Raw genomic sequence first — 9592 nt, 5'->3', positions numbered from 1 at the left:
ATTTTTTGAAAAGTTAGGAATGAACCCAAACTCTAAAAAAAATAAGCGGATAATTAATGAACTAAAACAATATGGGACTATTGCCGCTTAAAAAAAGCTGTTTTTATAACGAACTATTGTATCAATAGCTTGTAATATCGTTCCTTTCAAGTGCAGACTTACAAATGGAATATATCTGTTCCCGTAGTGACAACGGTTCTATGACTTTCAAAGACCAGCTACGGGACATGATTTCCATAACAAAGTCTGCGGTTATCTTTAACCGTAACTTGATAACAAATCCATCCTTATTATCCGTTATTATTTCCTGACTATGATGCAGGGGCAAGGATTTCAGGTAACTGCCATCACTTGCGTCAAAAGATAGTATAACATCTTCAACAGGGTATTCATCGGACGAATAGATTCCGAAACTATACCGGAACTTCTCAGATACATCTATCGCATCGTCTTTAGGAAATATTTCATCACTAATAATAAGGTTTTTTATTCTATCAAGACCGTATGTCTTCAAGTCATTCAGGCCCCTTGTGCTACCGATAACATACCATCTACCCCGACACTCCTTTACGGCGTATGGTTCAAGTTCTCGGAATGAGGACTGTTCAGAACCGAATTTCTGGTACGAAAAAGTGATGCGGAACGAGTTTTTAATGGCATGGATAAGCGGATAAAGGTATTGTGTTCCCATTGGACGATGTTTTTCGGCCAGTACAAAGTCAGGTATACCTGTCTCAGTATTGAGTGAACTAAGGATATCGAATGAGTCCAGAAAGCGGTCTATATCTGAACGAATATCACTATCAGCAATGTAATATCCCTGATTACGACGACAATATTCTATATCTATACTGAAATCAGTCCTTATATTCTGAATGTCTCGTTGTATCGTTCTGCGGGATAGTCCGGTATCGTATATTCCCCGGAACATCAGTTCTCTTTCAAGGTGGGCGGTAAGTTCGGCAAAGCTTACATAAGGTGTGTTTCTTATCTTGGAGATAATCAATAAGTTTCGTTGCAGGTGGTGAATACGTGGCATAGGCTATATTTATTTAGAAATCAAAAATAATCATTTAAAGCGTCATACAATGGCGCTAACAAAAACTTATTTTGCAGATACAACAGCCCATCAGGGAGCAGAAATACTTGAAATGTTGTGAATAATAGCTATATTTGCCTTGTCAGTTAGCAATAATTGGCGGACACATTAGAATTCAAACATTGAAAGTGTTTGGCTTGTTTCTCTCAGGAAAATCTGGTAAATTTTAATGAGACGAGGAATAAGTAATTGCTCTCATGCCCGTATAGGCGTGGGCTGTTGCTTATTTTAGTCTCAAGGCTTACCAGAGCCGTCCTGATGAAGTAAGTTAATGGTTCCACGCTTTCTGCATTTAATAACTTCTTCTTTTGGAACCGGGAAGGACAAACTATAAAAGAAAATTTATGAAGAAATTACTGCTTATCATGGCTCTGTGTATTGGGTTTATCGCTTGTTCAAGTGACGATGATGATAACTCCGAAAATCCTGTAACAAACATTGAAGTTCCACAATCGAGTGCGGATAGTCCTGTAAAATCAGGAGAAACTGTAACAATCAAGGGGAATGGTTTTACCCAATCAAGTGAAATCTGGCTCAGAGCACTAACTAAAAGTACGGCAAATAATGATGTCAAAGCTGAAATTACCTCAGTAACAACAACAGGTATAAGTTTTATTGCTCCGTCAGTATCAGGGGAAAATAACATTATTCTTAAACAGTCAAGAGAAGAATATGTTATCGGTAAGATGTATTTTGATAATGCCGAAGAAAGTGTCGTTAAGAAACGTATTATAAAACGAGATTTTTCATTTAATGATGAAGATGAAATATTTGAATATAGTTACAAGGATGGCAGGTTAGAAACTATGCTTGAAAAAATGTCTGATGGTGATACTTATGAATATAAGTTCGTTTATGATACTGACGGAAAGTTATTATCTGTAAATGAAACTAACTATAAAACCAAAGCGAAACAATCAGATAAAGTCTTTGAATATAAAAATGCACAGACTATACTTGTACACGAAACTTTCTATGATGGAGAGGATAATGAAACAATAACACTAACTCTGAACGATAAAGGATTACTTGTAAAAAAAGAAAGTCAGTCAGATGTAACTGAATACGAATATGATGTTTCTGGTAATATAACTAAGTCTATCGAAGATGGGACGTATGTGTATACTTATACCTATGATGATAAGTATTCCTATTTATCAAATCAGGGACTTCCTGTATGGTATTGGGTCTATGATGCTAATGAAAACTTCGATATATATGCCGGTAAAAATAATATGATAACATTAACAGAGGATGGTACGCTTGAAGATTTATACAAATTTGACTATGATGAAGATGGCTATCCGGTTATCGTATATGATAAAGGCAATAGTAACAAAAAGATAGGGGAGTTTGTATACGAAGTTGTAGAGTAAGTAAACATCAAAATACAACAGCCCATACAAGAGCAATAGATACTTGATGATGTTACGAATAATAACTATATTTGTCATGTCGGTTAGCAATAACCGCGTAACATATTAGTATTCAAACATCGAAAGTGTTTGACTTATTTCTCTCTAGCGAATCTGGTAAATTTAGTAGGTCGAGAATAAGTTGATTGCTCTCATGCCCGTATAGGCGTGGGCTGTTGCTTATTTTAGACCTGAGGTTTACCAGAACCGGCTAGATAAAATGAGTTAATGGTTCCACGCTTTCCGCATTTAATAACCTTTCTCTTAGGAACCAAAGAGATAATACATCACAAAACATGACAAGTATCTTTTTAATTATTGTGGGAATCATTAATATATTCCTTATTATGGGGCTTTTGATAAAAAGCAAGAGTAGTACTATTTCGCTAGTTAAAAATATTGAATCTCTTGAGAAACAATCATTTCAGCAAAATACACAAATAAGCGAAATAGGCAAAGAGTTGACTGAATATTCAGACAAAATAATGAAAGATTTTCAGTCCGTGATAAATAGTTTCGAGAAACTGAATACAACCCATCAGGAAATGCTCAAAAAAGAGAATCAGAAACTATCTGAATACGAGCATATTTTCAAAAGGGCAGAACATCTGAAAGAAGAATATAACAATGGATATGATACCGGATACAAAAAAGGTCAAACCGATGCTAGCAAGGTACAGGGCTGGGAAGTACAAATATATCCGTGGAAAGAAGATGTTGAGGAAGGTACTATTTTCAAAAAACAAACAGTCAAAATAGGGTATAAATACCAATTGTATGTAAACGGTGTTCCATGTTTTGAACCTCATATCCAAATACATGATACTCTTATTACAACTAAAATGGATGCAGATAGTGTTAGTATTGCTGTTGCCGGACTGAAAGAAACAATGGATGCTCTATCGAATATCCATCCGGCCATTAAAACAATCGGAGATGGAACAAACCTTGCTAAATCATTACTCAATCTGACTACAAAGAATTAAAAACTACAATAAAATCAATCAAATATGGAATCAAAACTAATAGACGGCATTAATGTTCTAAGAGGATTATTCTCTGGCGAACAAGAATTTATTGACCATGTAATACACAATATCTTATTTTTCGATAAGGCTATGGTTCGTGACCAAGCTTTGGATATAAGACAACAAGTTCGTTTAGGAAAGGCTATTCCTGTACGATATAATTCAAACGGCTCATTCTTCCTTCAACACAAAGTAAAAACAACGACACCGAGTTTCAAAAACAAATCGGAGGCTATCCGCTTTACAAATGACGAAGAAAATGCTTTATTCCATCGTGAAACCAAGATAAGAGTATGTTTTGACCGTGATGGCAATTATTATCCGAAACAAGCAATATCTAAATACACTCAACATAAAGTTAGTAGTGGAAGTTTGAGCACTGTTGTTAATTACACGATTGCTCATATCTGGAGTAAAACCGACAATCCATTATACTTTAGCTTATTATGGAATTATTGTTTGATACCTTGCCATTGTACTTTCCTGACAGACAAACGAGATGATTCTCATCCTATCGTAAAACAGGTAAAAGACTTAATAAAAGCGATATGTATAGAATTGTACAATCCTAACCGTATAATGGACTGGAATCAAGATGTACTTGCAGAAGAAGAAAAACCTTCAACCGAAGCTCTTAAAGCGGCTAGGGTTCTCATTAAAGAGAATCGGATAAGCTTTTTACCTATAAATGCGAATATAACTAAGGACATAAATATAGACTAAGAATATGGGATTATTAAAATTGTTATTTGGGAGCTCTTCAAAGGACTCTAAAGGAGAACAGATGTATGAAGTAAGGATTAAGGGTACTATTCAGTGTAACGGCCCGAAAACAATAAACAGAGTTGTAATTATGGATAAGACGCAGATGCAGATGTTTACAGGAAGTAAACGCTATGAGGCTATTGAAGGTTGGATAAAGGCAAATTATCCGGGAGCTAAGCCTAAGGGTAGTTATCGTGATTTTGGAGTGGAGTCTAAACCAGTGAAGAAGTAGTTAAAAATACAGAATGCTTATTGATGTATGTACTAATAAATATATTCATCAATTTAAAACTATAACAATGGAAAAATCAATCTTTTTTCTAAACGACCTGACAGACAAAATTGTAGACCTTCTGGGACTTACCTCTAGCTTTTACGATTGGTCTCAAGAAGAATTCAAAGATAATCCACCACGTCTTATTCGGTTGCAGCAAATAGAAGCTATGATAACTGCTTTCTGTGGTGTTGGTATTTCTCCACAATCATTCATTGATGGCGATTTCATCAGGGACAGGCCGCTTGAACAGTATGCAGATTTAACCAAACAGGTAGAAGACTTTATAAAAAAAGAATGGAATGTAACAGTCTTCCGCCCTCATAAACAAAGTCTCATGAGTCTCATGATAGAGTTACTACATTACAAAGAGCGGTTAAAGAAAGTTTTTTACCTCTTTCGTCCCGGCACAATTACCAATTCTTCACCGTATTGCCAGTACATGAATTCTATTATCCAATCGTACAAGCCTAGCCTTAAAGAAATTCTACACGAAGTCGATTCCATGATAGAGAGAGTTGTACAGCCTCAAAAGTCGTTTTGTACGATGCCGGAATTGATTGATTGTGGTTACCCAGATGTGAATCTAGTAGAGATTGATTTTGAAATGTTATAGAAAGAACGATAAAAAATGCAGCTTATTTAGGGCTGCATTTTTTACTTTACAGATAACAATAGACATCATTATCATCTATATCATGTTGCTTAAAATAGCCTCCATCTACATCTTTCAATTTAATATAAGGTTGTTCATCTTTTTTGCAAACTAGAGTGAAGCCAGGCGTTAAGAAAGATTCACTATCTGAATTTCTCCTTATATTTTGCCCTCTGATAACTTTATATTCAAAATAGTCACTCACGCATTCTAATACAGCATACACATCTTCAATACCAATGGAGAATTTTGTTCCTCTTAGGATATTTCTATTATCAAATTTATCGGGATGTATCAAATCCTCAGGAATACCAGAAAAATGGTTCCAACCCTTATAGCCTAGATACCTACAAAGCAAGTTCAAGAAATTCTTATTAAAACCTCTCTCATACTTAGTATTTAATAGTCGTTTAAAGGTTATTGGTTCAGGAACTCTACGCTTGTCTTCTTCAGAAGAACAGAAATCTTGCAGCCCCTCTATAATAATTCTACAATCAGCTTCTGATTCTATCTCAATGGAATAGTCAAAATCTGGTTCTCTACTATCTTCAATCTTTTTCTCTAATAATTCTTTCAGTTTTTCTTTTTGCTGGGTAGTAGGGATAATACTCTTTTGTGCCATGTTTTTTCTGCAAAGTTAGAATTCCGAAAGAAATTTGGTGGTTTAACCTAATAACTGAACAGTTAAACTATCTTAACGGAAATACTTCAAATGTATTTTGTTGTTAATTGTCATTGATTGTCTCTTTTTGTCTGATTTTGCTCTAAAAAATATCTAGGGAATCACAATATATAATACTGTACATCAGTTTATTATGTGAATTATTTGACTTTACTTTGCATGGTCTAAAAAAACAAATAACATGGAAGTAAATTACTATAATCTGTTTGATTGCATCAAGTTAATTTTAGAAAAATTAAGAATAATGGAAGAGGAATTACATGGTAAAGGCGAGGCAAAGCCTAAAGAGTATATGAATATACCTAGCCTTATTGATTATCTGAAACTATGTTACGACATAGAAATATCAGAAAGTAAGATATACAAACTGACAAGTGGTTGCAGTTCAGGTGGTATCCCATTCCGAAAATTTAATCGTAATCTAATATTTAGCCGTAAGGATATTGATATTTGGGTTCATGCACAAATAGATAACCAGGCCCCAAAAGGACTATCTCCTGTTGCAAAATCAGCATTAAAGAAAAATACATTAACCAATAAAAAAAAGAACTAATTATGGGCAAAAAGAAACGTACCAAAGAAAACCCGGATGAACTATTTATGAAAAAATTAATAGAAAAAAGTGAGTCCGGTAACTGGGATGAAGCAATAAAAGAATGGGTGTTTTTCGCGATTTATTATATAACAAAACTGTATAAAACATGTCTTGATAGTGCTAGAGCCATCAAACATGTTACAGTTATAAAGAACAAACTTAATCATAATACATTAGAAATCTGTAATCGATGTGCTGAAATGTATTTTGATATATTTGAAAGCCAGTTAATAGAAAAAGACATAAGACGTCTATCGTCTGATGACCGCAATCTGGGGACTAATATAGCGACTTTAGATTACCTGTTGAAAAACAAAATTATTGACCAAAATGGATATGATTTTCTTAAAGTAATAAAATTTGCATGGACAGACAACGATTATAAAGAAACTAGAGATAATGCTTATATAAAACTCCTCAGATTTACGAATTATGATAATAAAGATGCTTTCGATAAGTTTGATAGAATATTTGCTTATGCAAGTAGCCATCCTGTAGATGAAATCCAATCTATTATCCAACAAAGAAAAAATTTCCTAACAAGAAAAACTGATTTAACATCTCTGGATCAAATAATCGAAAAATATGATATAAGGGGAGTCTATAGTCTCGATGAAATAGAACAAGGCAGACAGCAATTAGATATGTATCGAATTAATAGATTATTCCATATAGGCTCAACATGCCTTAAAGGTTATCACGAACGAAAATTAGAACCCAAGACAGAAACACCGCCTTTACCGAATAGTCCTATAATTGACCTAGCAGCAGGCTTAGAAGATGCTGGCGATACTTATACTAGTGAGGACTATGATGAAGAGTTCGAGGGTGATTTCGATTCTGTTTATCTTTACGATGAAAACGATAATACTGAATTCAATGAAGAAAAGATTGAGAAGGAATTAAATTGCGAACTCATAGATGATGTGATGCAAAACAGGATTAAGTGGCTAATTTTGAAATCAATACAAGATGTTCATCCTGAATATACAGCACAAAACCTTGTTGATGATTTAAAAAATGAAGAGAATTACTTGATAACTCCGAAGCATTCTTTAGCTGAATATATTGATTATCTTTTTTGGTATTTACCAATAAGATGCATAGGACGATTACTTAGTAAGCTATACTTCCACATGGAAACAAAAGAGCGGAAAAATTTTGTAGAAAGAATAAACAGCATATTCTATAGCGGAAATGTAAGAGTTAAATGTATTAGCGAAACAATCAAATATACTAACGAAACAATCAAATTCGAGAATATATACAAAGACAAAAAGACTATAGAAGAAAATAATCTTTTATATGATGCTTGGGATGACGATTGGGATGATGATTATAAAGAAATCATTGAGAGAGAAGAACAGAGAATATATGATGATAAAGAATGGGATGTTAATCCTGGAAGAATAGAAGGACGTTATATGACAGATGATGACTATGATGATTGGATTATGTGGGACAAAAATTGGGCTGAAGATGATATGTGAGGGTAGTAAGGATATTAGAGTATTCATAACTATTGTAAAATCAATAATATATTCACTCTTTTAATCTTACGGATAGGTATAAAGGATTGACTCGTTTTGCCGACGTCAATCCTTTAATGCTTTTGAAGCGAATCGTTTATCATTTATGAGAATATTACAACTCAGTGATTCTATCTTCAATAATTATTTACTATATTTGTACCAATACCGTACCAGTTTGATACGCATTAATTTTTAATATTATGTTAGTAATAAGTAGCAGAGAATTCAGAGATAAACAGGCTGAATATATGGATAGAGCCGATAAAGGCGAACAAATCATTGTTCAAAGAGGACGTGACAAGGCTTATGCAATTACTCCCGTAAAGTCGTCCGATATATATATCAATACACAAGTATTGTCCGAAGACTTTGTAACCGGAGAACAAATCAAAGAACGAGTACATCAACACATTGATAAATTATTTTCTAAGTAAATGAAAGTAGTTTATCACAAGAATGTAGCTGAATATTTGAATGAACTAGTCGATATACTCTATGACAAGGAGTATTTTGGTTTTAAGTCGTTTGCATACGACTATGTGGATTGGATATTTGAACAGGTAGAATCGTCCATAGATAGAAAAGTTAAGAAACCGGCACCAAAGTATTTCGATAAATACGGACATGAGCTGTCGTATGTTGTTTATAAAAGGAACAGCAATACATCATGGTATGTATTTTTCCAAAAGCAAGAAGATACATATATGATTTTCTACATTGGTAATAATCATAATTGTGCACAATATTTTTAGCTGTCAATACCTCCAAATGTGTGTTGCACCCGAATTGCACACAGCTTTCGAGAACCAAAGAAAAGAAATGGCAATAAAAGATAATGATATTTCCTATAAATGCTTGAAAACCAACAACCCCTCGACTATATGAAAACAAAAGTAAATCGCTGAAAATGACCAAATTGCGACTCATAATCAGGGGGTCCCTGGTTCAAGCCCAGGTGGGACCACATTTTGAAAATCAAGCACTTATGAATATATTTCATAGGTGCTTTTTCTTTTAGGTGGAAACAGGACGAATAACAAAGTTTAACCATGTGAAATATTGCCTTTTCTTTTTTTAAGATTTAAAGATAATTTTGATTGTTAAAAAGAAAAATATTCACTTTCTTTGATAGTGAATGTTATTCGAATATATTACTCATTTTTACATCAATAGTTCGTTATAAATAGATATAATTGATTGATTTTCAACAAAATAAGCATTAAATAACTTGGATAGTTCGCTGATTATCAATATCTTAGTAGATTGACCAAAATCTATAAAGTAATGACAACCAACGAATATCCAAATGCTAATGCATTTATACTTAATACTTTAAGTTCAGATATTTTTTCAAATATCAAGCAGACAAGAAAAAATTTTATATTCCACCTGCTAATGTTTTATTTAGGCATTAAAGGTAAAATAAATTTCTTGCAACTTGCTCGTTTTTCTCGGTACTGTGAACAATATTTTAGAATAAATTTCGAGAATATATTCAATTTTCAGGATTTTAATTTTACGCTTATTTCCATGCAGAAGATAAAAGA

The 9592-nt window shown here is 33.5% G+C and carries 12 protein-coding genes; 10 read left to right on the top strand and 2 right to left on the bottom strand.

Annotated features, from left to right (window positions below):
* Positions 1-121 precede the first annotated feature (121 nt).
* Entirely contained in the window at positions 122-1039 is a 918-nt protein-coding gene (locus D0T84_RS19955) for a YafY family protein (protein WP_163309611.1), read from the bottom strand.
* 404 nt (positions 1040-1443) lie between these two features.
* On the opposite strand from D0T84_RS19955, the gene D0T84_RS19950 reads away from it, so the two are divergent.
* The 5 genes from D0T84_RS19950 (at position 1444) to D0T84_RS19930 (ending at position 5197) form a co-directional block, all read left to right on the top strand.
* Positions 1444-2475, top strand: a complete 1032-nt coding sequence (locus D0T84_RS19950; protein WP_163309610.1) for a hypothetical protein — start codon at positions 1444-1446, stop codon at positions 2473-2475.
* A 335-nt stretch (positions 2476-2810) separates the two neighbouring features.
* On the top strand, positions 2811-3500 hold the full coding sequence (locus D0T84_RS19945; RefSeq protein WP_163309609.1) for a hypothetical protein: 690 nt from the start codon (positions 2811-2813) through the stop codon (positions 3498-3500).
* 24 nt (positions 3501-3524) lie between these two features.
* Positions 3525-4265, top strand: coding sequence for a hypothetical protein (locus tag D0T84_RS19940; RefSeq protein WP_163309608.1), 741 nt, complete (start codon positions 3525-3527; stop codon positions 4263-4265).
* 61 nt (positions 4266-4326) lie between these two features.
* Positions 4327-4539, top strand: a complete 213-nt coding sequence (locus tag D0T84_RS19935) for a hypothetical protein (RefSeq protein WP_163309607.1) — start codon at positions 4327-4329, stop codon at positions 4537-4539.
* Positions 4540-4606: 67 nt separating this feature from the next.
* Positions 4607-5197 carry a hypothetical protein gene (locus tag D0T84_RS19930; RefSeq protein ID WP_163309606.1) on the top strand — a complete coding sequence of 197 codons (591 nt, stop codon included), beginning with the start codon at positions 4607-4609 and terminating at the stop codon, positions 5195-5197.
* Between the two features lie 46 nt (positions 5198-5243).
* On the opposite strand, the gene D0T84_RS19925 is transcribed toward D0T84_RS19930, so the two are convergent.
* Complete coding sequence (locus D0T84_RS19925) at positions 5244-5858, bottom strand: hypothetical protein (RefSeq protein ID WP_163309605.1); 615 nt, start codon at positions 5856-5858, stop codon at positions 5244-5246.
* A gap of 241 nt (positions 5859-6099) precedes the next feature.
* Between D0T84_RS19925 and D0T84_RS19920 the strand changes: the two genes are divergently transcribed.
* The 5 genes from D0T84_RS19920 to D0T84_RS22655 all read left to right on the top strand — a co-directional run.
* On the top strand, positions 6100-6471 hold the full coding sequence (locus D0T84_RS19920; protein ID WP_163309604.1) for a helix-turn-helix domain-containing protein: 372 nt from the start codon (positions 6100-6102) through the stop codon (positions 6469-6471).
* Between the two features lie 2 nt (positions 6472-6473).
* Positions 6474-8003 (top strand): hypothetical protein, encoded by a 1530-nt coding sequence (locus D0T84_RS19915; protein WP_163309603.1) that lies wholly within the window; start codon positions 6474-6476, stop codon positions 8001-8003.
* A gap of 242 nt (positions 8004-8245) precedes the next feature.
* The gene (locus tag D0T84_RS19910; protein WP_163309602.1) at positions 8246-8479 is read left to right on the top strand and encodes a type II toxin-antitoxin system prevent-host-death family antitoxin; all 234 of its coding nucleotides are present in this window, start codon (positions 8246-8248) and stop codon (positions 8477-8479) included.
* The gene (locus D0T84_RS19905; RefSeq protein WP_163309601.1) at positions 8480-8797 is read left to right on the top strand and encodes a hypothetical protein; all 318 of its coding nucleotides are present in this window, start codon (positions 8480-8482) and stop codon (positions 8795-8797) included.
* 532 nt (positions 8798-9329) lie between these two features.
* On the top strand, positions 9330-9592 hold a 263-nt coding region (locus tag D0T84_RS22655; protein WP_370525460.1), incomplete at its 3' end, for a hypothetical protein.

It is taken from the genome of Dysgonomonas sp. 521, from assembly GCF_010501055.1.
Taxonomy (GTDB): Bacteria; Bacteroidota; Bacteroidia; order Bacteroidales; family Dysgonomonadaceae; genus Dysgonomonas.
Note: the sequence above shows the minus strand (reverse complement) of the source record. Positions and strands in the feature narration are given on the sequence as shown.

Coding starts and splice junctions, on each gene's coding strand:
- D0T84_RS19955 (WP_163309611.1), bottom strand. CDS start 1,039: ATGCCACGTATTCACCACCTGCAACGAAACTTATTGATTATCTCCAAG.
- D0T84_RS19920 (WP_163309604.1), top strand. CDS start 6,100: ATGGAAGTAAATTACTATAATCTGTTTGATTGCATCAAGTTAATTTTA.
- D0T84_RS19950 (WP_163309610.1), top strand. CDS start 1,444: ATGAAGAAATTACTGCTTATCATGGCTCTGTGTATTGGGTTTATCGCT.
- D0T84_RS19935 (WP_163309607.1), top strand. CDS start 4,327: ATGTATGAAGTAAGGATTAAGGGTACTATTCAGTGTAACGGCCCGAAA.
- D0T84_RS19910 (WP_163309602.1), top strand. CDS start 8,246: ATGTTAGTAATAAGTAGCAGAGAATTCAGAGATAAACAGGCTGAATAT.
- D0T84_RS19940 (WP_163309608.1), top strand. CDS start 3,525: ATGGAATCAAAACTAATAGACGGCATTAATGTTCTAAGAGGATTATTC.
- D0T84_RS19945 (WP_163309609.1), top strand. CDS start 2,811: ATGACAAGTATCTTTTTAATTATTGTGGGAATCATTAATATATTCCTT.
- D0T84_RS19925 (WP_163309605.1), bottom strand. CDS start 5,858: ATGGCACAAAAGAGTATTATCCCTACTACCCAGCAAAAAGAAAAACTG.
- D0T84_RS19930 (WP_163309606.1), top strand. CDS start 4,607: ATGGAAAAATCAATCTTTTTTCTAAACGACCTGACAGACAAAATTGTA.
- D0T84_RS19905 (WP_163309601.1), top strand. CDS start 8,480: ATGAAAGTAGTTTATCACAAGAATGTAGCTGAATATTTGAATGAACTA.
- D0T84_RS19915 (WP_163309603.1), top strand. CDS start 6,474: ATGGGCAAAAAGAAACGTACCAAAGAAAACCCGGATGAACTATTTATG.